The sequence below is a fragment of the Breoghania corrubedonensis genome, from assembly GCF_003053845.1.
Lineage (GTDB): Bacteria > Pseudomonadota > Alphaproteobacteria > Rhizobiales > Stappiaceae > Breoghania > Breoghania corrubedonensis.
In genome coordinates this window covers 715,668-728,622 of the sequence record NZ_QAYG01000001.1, presented here as the reverse complement: position 1 = coordinate 728,622, position 12,955 = coordinate 715,668, and the positions used below count along the sequence as shown (strand labels likewise).

The following is a 12,955-nucleotide window of genomic DNA, read 5'->3' as shown; positions in this document are numbered from 1 at the left end:
TTGACGTTGTGACGTGACCATCTGGGCCCTTCCGTTGGGTGCGCGGAGATGCGCGTCCTTCGTGCTTCTTCTCACGTGCACTGCGAAAGAAACTAGTCTTCGCGCTAGACCTCTTGAACCACGGGTCCTTCAGACTAATCCGACATTTATACCATATGTTTTCGCAATGTCATACCGCACAGCTTGGGGTCAATGCCGACTTTCTTCCTACGAAACGGAAGGGTATTCGCAACGGTAGTTTGCCGGCATTGAAATTTATGACAATGAAGCTTGCGGCTGGGTTCCGTAGAAGTCCCCGATGCGCCGGGCGGCTTCGCGCATCAGCGGCAGGAAATCGGTCACAAGGGTCTCGCTGGAGACACGGGCCGTCTGCGTGGAAATGTTGAGGCCGGCAAAGGCACGGCCTGCGCGATCACGTAGCGGAACCGCTATTGATCTCAGACCAACTTCCAGTTCCTGATCGACAATCGCATAGCCGCGCGTGCGGACCTTGTTGATCTCGGCGGCCAGAGCGTCGCGGTCGGTGACTGTGTATTGCGTGAAGCGTTCGATTTCAGCCTTGGCGAGAAACGCATGCAGTGCGGTTGGCGACAGGTTGGACAGCAGAACGCGGCCCATCGAGGTAACCAATGCCGGCAATCTCGTACCGATCGTGATGTTGACGGACATGATGCGCTTGCCGGCAACGCGCGCCACGTAGACGACCTCGGTGCCGTCCAGCACGGCGGCGGAACAGGATTCGTTCACGCGCCGCGACAACTCCCGCATGACCGGTTCCGCCGTCTGCCAGATCGGTCGGTTGGACAGATAGGTCACGCCCAGCGACAGCACTTTCGGTGTGAGGAGGAAGAGCCGTCGCTCCTGGCGCACGTACCCGAGTTCGACCAGCGTCAGCAGGAAACGCCGGGCTGTCGCGCGGGTGAGGCCGATACGCCCGGCGACATCGGTCAGCGTCAGCCCTTCCGGGGCATCGCCCAGGGCCTGCATCACTTTCAGGCCGCGTTCCAGCGAACTGACGAACTCGCGACCGCGAGGGGTTTCTTCCTCTCCGCCAGGCTGGTCTGCGCCGTCGCCTTCGGGCTGCGTTTGTGGGGTGGCAATCAACTGCGTCATCTCTTCACCCGTTCTTGTCGCTTTCGCTCTGTCACCGCTGTCGGTCTTGACAGGGGCGGCGTTCGGACGCAAAACGTATCGCTATGCGAATATTAGTTCGCATTTCGAACATTTGCAACTCTCTCGATCCGCCTGCGCCGAGCCTCGAAGCGGAGGTCTGGCGTCTCAAGCGGGGGAGCGGGATGAAGCCCCTTGATTTGGTTGCGATGTTTTGTAAACCGGGTTTGCCGATGCGTCAGGCGGCAAGCCGGGTTTCGTGTCGGGAGGCGCGGGTGGCGACAAGAGGATGTGTGTTGCCGCCCCGGCCCGCGTTGCGAAGGCGTGACCCAGGGAGAGACGGACGGGTATGATGGCTCGTATCATGACATTGAAGGAGGCTGTCGCGGAGTTGGTGCGCGATGGCGACAAGGTGGCGATGGAAGGCTTCACCCACCTCATTCCCTATGCCGCCGGTCACGAGGTGATCCGTCAGCAGCGCAAGGGCCTGACCATCATCCGCATGACGCCGGACATTCTCTACGACCAGCTCATCGGCATGGGCTGTGTCGACAAGCTGGTCTTCTCCTGGGGCGGCAATCCCGGCGTCGGCTCGCTGCACCGGCTGCGCGATGCGGTTGAAAAGCAGTGGCCGAAGCCGCTCGCGCTGGAGGAGCACAGTCACGCGGCCATGGCGAACGCCTACGAGGCGGGCGCGGCCGGGCTGCCCTGCGCGATCTTCAGGGGCTACCGTGGCGCGGATCTCGCCAAGGTCAATGAGAACATCAAGTCGGTCACCTGTCCCTTCACGGGCGAGAAACTGGCGGCCGTTCCGTCCATCCGCCCGGATGTCGCGATCATCCACGCCAATCGGGCCGACCGGCAGGGCAACGTGCTGATCGAAGGCATCGTGGGTGTGCAGAAGGAGGCGGTGCTGGCGGCCGAGCGTTCGATCGTCACGGTGGAGGAGATCGTCGACGATCTGGCGCCTCCCTCGCCCAATTCCTGCGTCCTGCCCTCCTGGACGGTTTCCGCCGTCGTCGAGGTCCCCGGCGGCGCCCATCCCTCCTATGTTCAGGGCCGTTATCCGCGCGACAACGCCTTCTACAAGGCATGGGACCCGATCGCGCGCGACCGCGACGCCTTCAAGGCCTGGATGCAGGAGAATGTCATGGAAAAGGGCCCGGAGGCTTTCGCGGCTTACGCTGGCGAGAGGGCGTGAGGGACGCGATGATGGATTACACTTCCACCGAGATGATGACGATCGCCGCCGCACGCGCGCTTGCGAATGATGACGTCTGCTTCGTCGGCATCGGCATGCCGTCGGCCGCCTGCAACCTCGCCCGCCTCACCCATGCGCCCGACATCACGCTGATTTATGAATCCGGCACCATCGGCACCCGGCCCGAAGTGCTGCCGCTCTCCATCGGCGATGGCGAGCTGTGCGAGACCGCGCTGACGACCGTTGCCGTGCCGGAGATGTTCCGCTACTGGCTGCAGGGCGGGCGTATCACCGTCGGGTTTCTTGGCGGTGCGGAGATCGACAGGTACGGCAACATCAATTCCACCGTCATCGGAGACTACGACAACCCCAAGGTCCGCCTGCCCGGTGGCGGCGGCGCACCGGAGATCGCCACTTCCTGCGGCCAGATCTTCGTCGTCATGAAGCAGGGCAAGCGCAGCTTTGTGGACAAGCTCTCCTTCCGCACCTCGCTCGGCCACGGCGAGGGGCACAATTCGCGCGAAAAGCTCGGCGTCACCACCAAGGGGCCGAACATGATCGTCACGGATCTGTGCATCATGCGGCCGGAGCCGGAAACGAAGGAATTCCAGGTCGTCTCCATTCATCCCGGCGCCACCCGCGAGGAGATAATCGAGGCGACAGGCTGGGATGTGCAGTTCGCCGACAAGGTGGAAGAGACCTTGCCGCCAAGCGCACACGAGCTTGAGGCGCTGCGCGCCCTCAACGCCCGCACTGCCGCCGCGCACGGCGAGCAGGCCTGAGGCGCGGGCTGTTCGAGAGAGTTTGGCCGAAGAGGATCGGTCGTGAGAGGAAAGTCAGAATCATGAGTGAAGCCTATATCGTCGATTATATCCGCACCCCGATCGGCCGTTTCGGCGGGGCGCTGAGTGCGGTGCGTGCCGACGATCTCGCCGCCGCGCCGCTGAGGGCGCTGGTGGAGCGCAATCCGTCGATCGACTTCGCGGCGATCGACGACGTCATCTACGGCTGCGCCAACCAGGCCGGCGAGGACAACCGAAACGTCGCCCGCATGGCGGTGCTGCTCGCCGGTCTGCCGGAGACGGTGCCGGGCACGACGATCAACCGCCTGTGCGGCTCGGGCATGGACGCGACGCTGGCGGCGGCCCGCATGATCAAGGCCGGCGAGGCTGATCTCGTCATTTCCGGCGGCGTGGAATCCATGTCCCGCGCGCCCTTCGTCATGCCCAAGGCCACCAGCGCCTTCTCGCGCAATGCCGAGATCTACGACACCACCATCGGCTGGCGTTTCGTCAATCCGGTGATGAAGAAGCAGTACGGCATCGAATCCATGCCGGAGACGGGCGAGAACGTCGCCGCGGATTTCGCAATCTCGCGCGCCGACCAGGACGCCTTTGCCGTGCGCTCGCAGAACAAGGCCGTCGCCGCGCAGGAAAACGGCCGGCTGGCGAAGGAAATCGTTCCCGTCACGATCCCGCAGCGCAAGGGCAATGCGATCGTCGTCGACAAGGACGAGCACCCGCGCCCGGGCACCACGGTCGAAAAGCTTGCCAAGCTGCCGACGCCTTTTCGCGAGAACGGCTCGGTCACGGCGGGCAATGCTTCCGGCGTCAATGACGGCGCCGCCGGGCTGATCATCGCCTCGGAAGCGGCTGTGAAGAAATATGGCCTGACTCCGATCGCCCGCATTCTCGGCGGTGCGGCGGCCGGCGTTGCGCCGCGCATCATGGGGTTCGGCCCGGCGCCGGCCTCCAAAAAGCTGATGGCGCGTCTCGGCCTGTCGATCACGGATTTCGACGTCATCGAGCTGAACGAGGCCTTCGCCTCGCAAGGCATCGCGGTGTTGCGTGATCTGGGTGTCGCGGAAGACGCGGAGTTCGTCAACCCGAATGGTGGCGCCATCGCGCTCGGCCATCCGCTGGGCATGTCGGGTGCGCGCATTACCGGCACCGCCGCGCTGGAATTGAAGGAGCGCGGGGCAAAACGGGCGCTCGTCACGATGTGCATCGGCGTCGGCCAGGGCATCGCCTGCGCGGTGGAAGCCGTCTAGCTAGGTCCGCCGAATTCCTCATCAATGTTGAAAGCCGCGGCTCTGGCCGCGGCTTTCTTGCGTTCGGGCGCGCATCATTTTGGGGGAGGAGGCCGGTGGCAAAGGTTCGGAAAAATTGACGTTGCGTGATATAAGGCACGTCACAGCACCGGTCATTCTGAAACGATGAATGCCACTCGCATCCGCCTTTGCGGACGCAAAGCGGGATCGGCACGCGGCGCAAGAGCCAGGCTCAGCGGCTTTGTCTGCTTCTTGAAGGTCCGCTTCCTGAAATCCTGCTGCTTGAAGGGAAGACGCATCGTGATCCGCGCTATTGTCCTCGGTTGCTATCTTCTGACGTTCTCGGCCGGTCTGGCTTGGGCCGCCGAGACGATTGGCGATGCCTTCGCGATCTCCGGATCCGTGACGGGAACGACCAGTTCCGGCCCCACCCGGGTGTTGTCGCGCGGCAGCGATGTTCATTTCAAGGAAAGCATCCGCGCGCGTGCCGCCTCCAGCGGGCAGTTTCACTTTATCGATGGCTCCCGTCTCGTCGTGGGCGAGGGGAGCGAAGTGGTGCTCGACGAGTTCGTTTTCCGCGGCGGTGCGGCCCGGGTTCGGCTCAACATGACAAAGGGCGCCCTGCGCTTTCTCGGTGCCGGGACACGGCCCGGTCGCGATGATGTCTCGATCACGACGCCCGTGGCGATCGTCGGCATTCGGGGAACCGTGGTCGATGTCACGCATGCCGCCGGCCGTACCGCCTTCCTGCTGTTGCACGGCAGTGCCGAGGTTTGCCGTCGTGGCGGGGCCTGTCAACTCGTTACAGAACCCTGCACGAGTGTCTTGGTCGAGGGGGACGTCTCCGACATCATGCAACGCGACGCGGCGGCTCTGGCAGCGGACTTTCCGTTGTTGGCCGGGCAGGCGCGGTTGTGGCCCGATTATCGTGCGGCGTCGACCTGCGGTGTAAGCCCGGCCGCGCAGCCGGTTGACCGCGCGCGCGGACGCAGCGATGGCGGCGGGGGCGGTCTTGGCAACGGCAATGGTGGCAATGGGGGAGGAACCGCGGGCAAGGACTGATTTGTCAGTGGTGCGGCGCGCATGGCGTGGCCGCTTTCACACGATTTCTCCACCATGATGTGCCGACAAGGCAACGTCCATTCTTGAACCGTGCCCGCATCCTGCCCATATTCATTCCCGAAGCGGACCGCGATGGTCCGACCGGATGCCGAATTCGGGTCCGGGTTTAGCAAGATCGCTAAGGCCAAGGTCGCTTGGGAAAAGGACTTTGACGATGTCGCGTCTTTCGGCGTTTTCGAGCCCTTTGCTGCTCGGTTTCGACGATATCGAACGGGTGTTGGATCGGGTCTCGAAGGCCGCCAACGATGGATACCCTCCGTACAATATCGAGCGTGTACCGCGCGGCGACGAGCAGGGCGAGATCCTGCGGATCACGCTTGCCGTGGCCGGCTTCACCAGCGATCAGCTCGATGTGACGGTCGAGGAAAACCAGCTCGTCATCCGCGGTCGACAGACCGAGGACAACAACCGCCAGTACCTGCACCGCGGCATCGCGGCCAGACAGTTCCAGCGAACCTTCGTGCTGGCGGAAGGCATCGTCATTTTGGGTGCCGACCTGAAGGACGGTCTGCTTTCGATTGATCTGGTCCGTCCGGAACCTGAACGGACCGTGCGTCGGATCTCGATTTCGGCGCACGATTGAGCAGACCCGGCCATCCTGATCGCGCGTGCCCGGCAAGGCGAAAGCGAGCCGCACGCAAGGTCAGGGGCGTAAACCCGAACCGGCCCGTGTAACCCAGGAGCGATCGTCTATGACCGAGAACCTGAAGAACATGCACGAAGAGGCCTTCGCCCATCTGGGTGACGGTCACATCGCCTATATCCGCCAGCTGCGTTCGGAAGACATCAACGACCTCTTCCCCAGCGCGCCGCAAATGGCGGAAGGACTCAAGCTGTGGGCGCTTCTGGCGGCCGACGGCTCGCCGATCATGCTCTCCGACAGCCGCGACGCGATCCTCGCCAACGCGGTCGAGAACGAGTTGACGCCTGTCAGCGTTCACTGATCCCGCGAAAACGCCGGGCCGGTGAAGAGACGGTATCTTGTGAAGCGGCGCCGGAGACGGCGCCGCTTTTCTGTTTTGAAGCAGAGATCGCGTCACGGGGCGCGTTGAGGAAGCGGTTTCTTGTCGACCAAACGAGTCCGCTTGAAGGACAAGTGCTCTATAGCCGAACGCCGGTTGCGCGGTCGAACAGTTTCGCCTTGGCCATCTCGACCTCGAAACGGAAAGATGTTCCCACGGGGGCCTCGTCCTGTGGTCGGACGCGGGCGATCATTTCCGTCTCGCCGATCGTGAAAACCAGCATCGTGTCCGGCCCGGTCGGCTCGATCACGTCGATCGGTCGCTCGAAGACGAAACGGTCCGGGCCGGCAAGTTCGGCGCCGGCGGCGAAGATCGTTTCCGGACGCAGGCCAAGGACCACCTCGTGCCCTTCATTGGCGGTGAACCGGCTGGCGATCTCGCCTGGAACGGGAAAGCGCAGTCCGCTCGTATCACCGGCCGGTTCGATGAAAAGCCCGCCATCGCGCAAAATTTTGCCTGGCAGCATGTTCATCGGCGGAGACCCCATGAAGCTGGCGACGAACAGATCGACGGGATCCTCGTAGACCGTTGTCGGATCGGCAAACTGGCGGATATGGCCATTGTCCATCACCGCGATGCGCGAGGCAAGCGTCATCGCCTCGATCTGGTCGTGGGTGACGTAGACGATGGTCTTGCCGAGCCGCTGGTGCAGTTTCTTGATCTCGGTGCGCATCTCGATCCTGAGCTTGGCGTCGAGATTGGACAGCGGCTCATCGAAGAGAAAAACCTCCGGCTTGCGCACCAGTGCCCGTCCCATGGCCACGCGTTGGCGCTGGCCGCCGGAAAGCTGGCCGGGCTTGCGCTCCAGCAAATGGTCGATGTGCAGCATTTCCGAAACTTCGGAAAGGGCGGCCTGCTGCTCACTCTCCGGCACCTTGCGGGTTTGCATGCCGAAGGTGATGTTGTCGCGCACGTTCTTGGTGGGATAGAGCGCGTAGGACTGGAAGACGAGAGCGATGTCGCGGTCCTTGGGCGGCACGTTGTTGACGCGCTTGTCGCCGATCAGCACCTCTCCCTCGGAGATCGTCTCGAGCCCCGAAATCAGGTTCAAAAGCGTGGACTTTCCGCAGCCCGACGGGCCGACGAGCACGATGAACTCGCCGTCCTCGATCTCCAGATCGATGCCCTTGAGGACTTCCGTGCTGCCGAAGCGCTTGAAGACGTTGTTAAGGCTGATGCTGGCCATGATGTGCCTATTCTTTCACAGCGCCGGCGGCCAGACCGCGGACGAAATACTTGCCGGCAATGATGTAGACGAGCAGCGTCGGCAGCGCGGCGATGATCGCGGCGGCCATGTCGACGTTGTACTCCTTCACGCCGGTGGAGGTGTTGACGAGGTTGTTGAGCGCCACGGTGAGCGGGTTGCTGTCGCCGATGGTGAAGGCGACGCCGAACAGGAAGTCGTTCCAGATCTGGGTGAACTGCCAGATGATGGTGACGACGATGGCCGGCAGCGCCATCGGCATCATGATCGCGAAGAAGATCCGGAAGAAACCCGCCCCGTCGATCTTCGCCGCGTTGACGATGCTGTCTGACACGCCGACGAAGAAGTTGCGGAAAAAGAGGGTGGAGAAGGCGAGCCCGTAGACCGTGTGCACCAGGATCAGCCCGAAGACTGAGCCGGCAAGGCCGAGCAGGCCGAGGGTGCGGGCCATCGGCAGCAACACCACCTGGAACGGGATGAAGGCGCCGAACAGCATCAGCGCGAAGATGATGTTGGCGCCGCGAAAGCGCCACTTGGTCAGCGCATAGCCGTTGAGGGCGCCGAGGAGGGTCGACAGCAGGACGGCCGGCACCACCATGACCACTGAATTCCAGAAATAGGGTTTCAGTCCGTCGCAGCGCACGCCGACGCAGGCCGTATCCCAGGCCTTGGACCACGCCCCCAGGGTGGGCGCGTCCGGCAGCGCCATCAGCGATCCGGTGCGGATCTCGCCCACCGTCTTCAACGATGTCGTCAGCATGACGTAGAGCGGAACGAGATAGTAGAGGCAGAACAGCACCAGCAGCGCATAGAGCAGGTAGCGCAGGAAACGCTGACCCGCACCGGACGCGCGCACGATGCCGGAGGAGTTCGCGGCGCTCATCGGTTCGTCTCCCTCAGTTCTGAATAGAGGTAGGGCACGATGATCGCGAGGATGGTCGCGAGCATCATCACCGCGCTTGCCGCCGCCGTGCCGAGTTCGGAACGCTGGAAGGCGAAGGAATACATGAAGGTCGCGGGCATGTCGGTCGCATAGCCCGGGCCGCCGTTGGTGAGCGCGATGACCAGGTCGAAGCTCTTGATCGACAGATGGGCGAGGATGATGAAGACCGAGAGGAACACAGGCCGGAGGTTCGGCAGGATGATGCGGGTATAGGTGCGCCACGGCCCCGCCCCGTCGATCGCCGCCGCCTTCAGGATGTCGTCGTCCACGGACCGCAACCCGGCGAGAAACAACGCCATCGCATAACCGGACGATTGCCACACGCCTGCGATCACGACCGTGTAGATGGCCATATGCGGATTGACCAGCCAGTCGAAGCGGAAGTCGGTGAAGCCGAGATCGTGTACCACCTTTTCCAGTCCGAGGCCCGGATTGAGGATCCATTTCCAGGCCGTGCCCGTGACGATGAAGGACAGCGCCATCGGGTAGAGGAAGATCGTGCGGATCGCGCCTTCCGCGCGGACGCGCTGGTCCAGCAGGATGGCCAGGAACATTCCCAGCGCGGTGCAGACGCCGATGAACAGGATCGAGAAGACGAACAGGTTGGTGAGCGCGACGTACCAGCGCGGCGTATGCCACAGCCGCACGTACTGGATCAGACCGGCAAAGTCGTAATTGGGAAGAATGCCGGAACGTGTGAACGAGATATAGACCGTCCAGGCGATGAAACCGTAGACGAAGAACAGACTGACCGCGAATAGCGGCGAGACCACCAGTTTCGGCAGCCAGCGCTCCAGCAGGCGTCCCATTGCGACCTTCTTGATTCAGAGGGAAAACGTGCCACCACAGGTGACGGGCCGGGACAATGTGCCCGGCCTGTCACCTGCGTCCGCGTTACTGCTGCGCGCGCTGGATCGCGGCGGCGAGATCCTTCACCGCATCCTGCGAACTCATGTCCGAGTTGAAGAACGTCGTCACGAGATCGAGGAATTCGCCGCGCACGGAGCGCGAGACGGCCATCTCGTGCGCCATGGACGGCACGAGCGTATCGTTCTTGATCGCCGTCAGCAGGTCTTCGCGGGATTTCTTCGCGCAATCGTCGAACTTGTCGAGCGACACGTCGGTGCGTGCCGGAATCGAGCCCTTCGCGAGGTTGAAGGTTTCCTGGAAGCTCGGCGACATGATCAGGCTCGCCAGCACCTTCTGGCCCTCGATCTTGTCGGCGCCCGACACCTTGAAGAAGGTGAAGCTGTCGGAATTGAGCACGAAGCCCTTGCCCGGCGTCGCCGCGCAGACGAAGTCCTTGCCCGGCACCTTGCCGGCGGCCAGGAATTCGCCCTTGGCCCAGTCGCCCATGATCTGGAAGCCGGCGTCGCCGCGCATCACCATGGCGGTGGCGAGGTTCCAGTCGCGACCGGAGAAGTTGTCGTCGACATAGCCGCGCAGCTTGCGCAGCTGATCGAACGACTTGATCATCGTGTCGCTGGTCAGTGCGTCCTGATCCAGTTCCACCAGCGCCTTCCGGAAAAAATCGGCGCCGCCGACGCCGAGCACGACATCCTCGAACAGCGTCGCGTCCTGCCACGGCTGGCCGCCATGCGCGAGCGGCGTGATGCCGGCCGCCTTCAGCTTGTCGGCAATGGTGTTGAATTCATCCCATGTCGTCGGCATCTCGGTGACGCCGACCTTGGCGAGCACCTGCGGGTTGGCCCAGAACCAGTCGACGCGATGGATGTTGACGGGGGCGGCGACATATTTGCCGTCATATTTCATGATGTTGGCGAGCACCGGCGGCAGCACGTCGTCCCAGTGCTCCTTGTCCGCCACGCCCTGCACGTCGTTGAGCGCACCCTGGGCCGCCCATTCCTGGATGCCGGGGCCCTTGAGCTGAACGGCGGTGGGCGGGTTGCCGGAAACCACGCGGGCGCGAAGCGCGGTCATCGCCGCATCGCCGCCACCGCCGGCGATCGGAGAATCGACCCACTTGCCGCCGTCCGCCTCGAACGCCTTCTTCAGTTCGCCGACGGCCTTCGCCTCGCCACCGGAGGTCCACCAGTGCAGAACTTCCACGGTTCCGTCCGCTTTCGCGATACCCGGCAAGGCGAATGCCGCGACGACAGTCGCAGCAAGGATATTCTTGAATGTCATCATAAGGACGTTCCTCAGTTTTTAAGGTCCCTGTCCGCGGGCCCATGGCGGGCACGACGCAGTATCGTTTTTTTCCGATCAGGGTCACAACGGCATTTGTCAGCGACAAATTGAGCGCTTGTTCCGACGATAACGTGAAATTGCAATGTAATGCACTTGGTTGAAAGTCGATCAAGTATATCGACTGAACCCGGTCGACGCCACCCGCCCGCACCAGCGTCACATCAAAGATCAAGGCGGTCCCTCGCCGATATGCGCATCGAAGCCGCGCGGCCGCGGAATGGTCCCAATTGAGCTGAGGCGACTTCGGGCATTGCCTTGTCGGTACCGGCCAATTATCGAGATGGCTCCGGCATCGTCCGCGATGGCAAGCCTCGGCATGACGTTTCCCGATATGCCTCGCGTGCACCGGAGCCGACCGGAAGGGCAGGAAACCGCGAAATGACCAGGAAAACCGCAACAGGTCAGATTTTTGCCATCGCCCGGATAACCGCCGCGAGAGGGAGGCTTCGTTCTCGTGTCTGACGACCTCGCGCATCGATTTCTACAGGCCTGTCGGGAGCGCAGCGACAGCGAGATCCTGTGTACGCTCAGCCGGGGGCGATTGGAGCATCGGTTCACGGGTGGCGCATTGGCGCGGGCCGCGCAGGAGCGCGCCGGGCAGCTTGGCGCCGCGGGCGCGCGCGTTCTGGTGCTGGCATTGCCGCCGGGGCCGGTTTTTCTCACGACCCTGTTCGGTTGTCTGCTTGCGGGCATCACGGCAGTCCCCGTTTCCCCGCCCCGGCGCGGCAGCGCCTCCGACAGGCTGACACATATCGTGCGCGATTGCGGCGCCGACGCCGTTCTGTGCACGCCGACACAGGAGCCCGCGATCCGGGCGGCGCTCGCCGATATCGACGTGCCGATCGTCGTGCTCGGTGAGGATCCGTCGCAAAAACTGGTCGCGCCCGGACAGTCCGTGCGATCCCGCCCGCCTGCCGCGATCATCCAGTACACCTCGGGATCGACGAAAGACCCCAAGGGCGTGCTGATCGGCGCCGACAACATCCTGGCCAATTGCGCTCTGGTGATGAGATCGTGGCAGATGGACGAGCGGTGCCGCTTCGTGAACTGGATGCCGCATTTCCACGACATGGGACTCATGGGCGGCATCCTCTACCCGCTGTTGTGCGGCGGCCTGTCCATCCAGATGAGCCCCTACGATTTCGTGCGCAGCCCCCGCTCATGGTTGCAAGCCATATCCGACTGGCGGGCGACGTTCAGTGGCGGGCCCGCTTTCGCCTTCTCCGACCTCGTCAAGCGCGTCAAACGGGAAGATCTCGCTGGCCTCGATCTGTCTGCTTGGGAACGGGGATTTTGCGGCGCCGAGCCCGTCCCAAACGGGTTGCTGGAGGCAGTGGCGGGGCATCTTGCGCCGGCAGGATTGCGTCGCGAGGCCCTTTTCGCGTGTTATGGCATGGCGGAAATGACCTTGTTTGCGGCAGGACTTCCGGATGATGCCGCGACGGTGGACGAAAATACGGCGGCCTCCCATGCCTGCCGCCTGAACGAGGAACTTCGCGACGGAGTGCGGATCGTCGATCCGGAGACGGGGCAAGAAGCCACCCCTGGCCTCATGGGCGAGATCTGGCTGAAAGGGGCGTCAAAGGGGCGCGGCTATCTCGATCTGCCGCAGGAGACCGCGCACGCGTTTCATGCGAGGCTCGATGCGGAAGAGGGAGAATTCCTGCGCACCGGCGATCTGGGACGAATCGAGGCAGACCGGCTTTTCATCGTCGGGCGGACGAAGGACATCCTGATCAGTCACGGCCGGAAGATGTCGGCTGCCGAGGTCGAATGGGTGACCTGTCGTCCCCATTTCGCGCTCAACCCGCTGGCGGCTGCCGCCTTCATGGTCGACGATCTGGTTTCCGCCAGTGCCGTCCTCATCGTGGAAACCGCCGAAGGCGGGGCGATGCCGGAGGATGTCGAGGAGATCAAGGCGGCGATCCGCGCGCTCGCGCTCGGCGAATGGGGCCTGGCCTTCGACGAGATCCGCATTCTCCCCCGCGGCCGTCTGCCGCGAACCACCAGCGGCAAGATACAGCGCCGGCAGGTGGCAATTGACTATCGCAACGGGGGACTCCAAGGCGAGCCCCGGCAGAGGCATTGAACA

At 63.3% G+C, this 12,955-nt stretch carries 12 protein-coding genes; 7 read left to right on the top strand and 5 right to left on the bottom strand.

The window, feature by feature from the left end; all coding sequences use genetic code 11:
• Positions 1 to 255: 255 nt before the first annotated feature.
• Positions 256 to 1,113, bottom strand: coding sequence for an IclR family transcriptional regulator domain-containing protein (locus tag C8N35_RS03185; RefSeq protein ID WP_107988149.1), 858 nt, complete (start codon positions 1,111 to 1,113; stop codon positions 256 to 258).
• A gap of 349 nt (positions 1,114 to 1,462) precedes the next feature.
• Between C8N35_RS03185 and C8N35_RS03180 the strand changes: the two genes are divergently transcribed.
• The 6 genes from C8N35_RS03180 to C8N35_RS03155 all read left to right on the top strand — a co-directional run bounded on the left by C8N35_RS03180 (position 1,463) and on the right by C8N35_RS03155 (position 6,427).
• The gene (locus tag C8N35_RS03180) at positions 1,463 to 2,311 is read left to right on the top strand and encodes a CoA transferase subunit A (RefSeq protein ID WP_107989045.1); all 849 of its coding nucleotides are present in this window, start codon (positions 1,463 to 1,465) and stop codon (positions 2,309 to 2,311) included.
• A gap of 8 nt (positions 2,312 to 2,319) precedes the next feature.
• On the top strand, positions 2,320 to 3,093 hold the full coding sequence (locus C8N35_RS03175) for a CoA-transferase subunit beta (RefSeq protein ID WP_107988148.1): 774 nt from the start codon (positions 2,320 to 2,322) through the stop codon (positions 3,091 to 3,093).
• A 62-nt stretch (positions 3,094 to 3,155) separates the two neighbouring features.
• Positions 3,156 to 4,361 carry a 3-oxoadipyl-CoA thiolase gene (gene pcaF / locus C8N35_RS03170; RefSeq protein ID WP_107988147.1) on the top strand — a complete coding sequence of 402 codons (1,206 nt, stop codon included), beginning with the start codon at positions 3,156 to 3,158 and terminating at the stop codon, positions 4,359 to 4,361.
• A 300-nt stretch (positions 4,362 to 4,661) separates the two neighbouring features.
• Entirely contained in the window at positions 4,662 to 5,423 is a 762-nt protein-coding gene (locus C8N35_RS03165; RefSeq protein WP_170122006.1) for a FecR family protein, read from the top strand.
• Positions 5,424 to 5,637: 214 nt separating this feature from the next.
• On the top strand, positions 5,638 to 6,066 hold the full coding sequence (locus C8N35_RS03160; RefSeq protein ID WP_107988145.1) for an Hsp20 family protein: 429 nt from the start codon (positions 5,638 to 5,640) through the stop codon (positions 6,064 to 6,066).
• Between the two features lie 109 nt (positions 6,067 to 6,175).
• Positions 6,176 to 6,427: a BQ00720 family protein gene (locus C8N35_RS03155; RefSeq protein ID WP_107988144.1), complete on the top strand. Its 252-nt coding sequence runs from the start codon at positions 6,176 to 6,178 to the stop codon at positions 6,425 to 6,427.
• A gap of 157 nt (positions 6,428 to 6,584) precedes the next feature.
• Here the strand turns inward: C8N35_RS03155 and C8N35_RS03150 are convergent, their stop codons facing one another.
• From C8N35_RS03150 to C8N35_RS03135, 4 genes are all read right to left on the bottom strand, one after another.
• Positions 6,585 to 7,691: an ABC transporter ATP-binding protein gene (locus C8N35_RS03150; protein ID WP_107988143.1), complete on the bottom strand. Its 1,107-nt coding sequence runs from the start codon at positions 7,689 to 7,691 to the stop codon at positions 6,585 to 6,587.
• A 7-nt stretch (positions 7,692 to 7,698) separates the two neighbouring features.
• Positions 7,699 to 8,592 (bottom strand): carbohydrate ABC transporter permease, encoded by an 894-nt coding sequence (locus C8N35_RS03145; protein ID WP_107988142.1) that lies wholly within the window; start codon positions 8,590 to 8,592, stop codon positions 7,699 to 7,701.
• Positions 8,589 to 9,461: a carbohydrate ABC transporter permease gene (locus C8N35_RS03140; protein WP_107988141.1), complete on the bottom strand. Its 873-nt coding sequence runs from the start codon at positions 9,459 to 9,461 to the stop codon at positions 8,589 to 8,591. The genes C8N35_RS03145 and C8N35_RS03140 overlap by 4 nt, the downstream gene beginning before the upstream one ends.
• Positions 9,462 to 9,546: 85 nt before the next feature.
• Positions 9,547 to 10,818: an ABC transporter substrate-binding protein gene (locus C8N35_RS03135; RefSeq protein WP_428977097.1), complete on the bottom strand. Its 1,272-nt coding sequence runs from the start codon at positions 10,816 to 10,818 to the stop codon at positions 9,547 to 9,549.
• Between the two features lie 499 nt (positions 10,819 to 11,317).
• On the opposite strand from C8N35_RS03135, the gene C8N35_RS03130 reads away from it, so the two are divergent.
• The gene (locus C8N35_RS03130; protein ID WP_107988140.1) at positions 11,318 to 12,952 is read left to right on the top strand and encodes an AMP-binding protein; all 1,635 of its coding nucleotides are present in this window, start codon (positions 11,318 to 11,320) and stop codon (positions 12,950 to 12,952) included.
• The last annotated feature ends 3 nt before the right edge of the window (positions 12,953 to 12,955 follow it).

Bases quoted from the DNA above. Each gene is read 5' to 3' on its own strand.
- C8N35_RS03185 (WP_107988149.1), bottom strand. From the start codon at position 1,113: ATGACGCAGTTGATTGCCACCCCACAAACGCAGCCCGAAGGCGACGGC.
- C8N35_RS03180 (WP_107989045.1), top strand. From the start codon at position 1,463: ATGGCTCGTATCATGACATTGAAGGAGGCTGTCGCGGAGTTGGTGCGC.
- C8N35_RS03175 (WP_107988148.1), top strand. From the start codon at position 2,320: ATGATGGATTACACTTCCACCGAGATGATGACGATCGCCGCCGCACGC.
- pcaF (WP_107988147.1), top strand. From the start codon at position 3,156: ATGAGTGAAGCCTATATCGTCGATTATATCCGCACCCCGATCGGCCGT.
- C8N35_RS03160 (WP_107988145.1), top strand. From the start codon at position 5,638: ATGTCGCGTCTTTCGGCGTTTTCGAGCCCTTTGCTGCTCGGTTTCGAC.
- C8N35_RS03155 (WP_107988144.1), top strand. From the start codon at position 6,176: ATGACCGAGAACCTGAAGAACATGCACGAAGAGGCCTTCGCCCATCTG.
- C8N35_RS03150 (WP_107988143.1), bottom strand. From the start codon at position 7,691: ATGGCCAGCATCAGCCTTAACAACGTCTTCAAGCGCTTCGGCAGCACG.
- C8N35_RS03145 (WP_107988142.1), bottom strand. From the start codon at position 8,592: ATGAGCGCCGCGAACTCCTCCGGCATCGTGCGCGCGTCCGGTGCGGGT.
- C8N35_RS03140 (WP_107988141.1), bottom strand. From the start codon at position 9,461: ATGGGACGCCTGCTGGAGCGCTGGCTGCCGAAACTGGTGGTCTCGCCG.